The 494-nt window shown below is 56.5% G+C and carries 1 protein-coding gene; it reads left to right on the top strand.

Going from position 1 to position 494, the window contains the following annotated elements; all coding sequences use genetic code 11:
- On the top strand, positions 1 to 494 hold a 494-nt coding region (locus DEQ92_RS23615), incomplete at both ends, for a hypothetical protein (protein WP_158547662.1).

The following is a 494-nucleotide window of genomic DNA, read 5'->3' as shown; positions in this document are numbered from 1 at the left end:
AATATCAACGACCTTGGAGAAGGGACCTACAAGTTCCGCGTGACAGCTAGTGACGTTGGCTTCGAGGCAGACAACACCGACGAGTTGACCACCGTCGGTGTTGAGGGGAAGAAACTCAGCCTCGACGCGTTCGATATTAGCGCGGACGGAGATACCCTGACGGTCAGCGTTACGACTGACGTTGAGCTCGACCGTCTGAATGTCAGCGTCGCAACGAGCGATGAGTTCCGGATGCAGAGTTCGGATCTCCTCGAACTCGACGATGGTGACTTCACGCAGACAGAGTCAGAGAGTGGGTTCACGTATGTCGCAACGAGCGACCAGGTGAGTGACCTAGACTCGATCGTGCGTGACGGTCAGTTCACGGCGACGTTCCAGAATGCGAGTGTCGGTGAGCAGTACCTCGAGACGGCTGCCACGGACTCTGCAACCATCGATACCGAAGATGTCTCTGTCACGGACGCTGACGTCGTCAGCGCTGACAAAGATCAGCT

The organism is Haloferax sp. Atlit-6N, assembly GCF_003383195.1.
GTDB lineage: Archaea > Halobacteriota > Halobacteria > Halobacteriales > Haloferacaceae > Haloferax > Haloferax gibbonsii.
The sequence above is the reverse complement of the archived record's forward strand: the minus strand, read 5'-3'. Positions and strand labels throughout refer to the sequence as shown.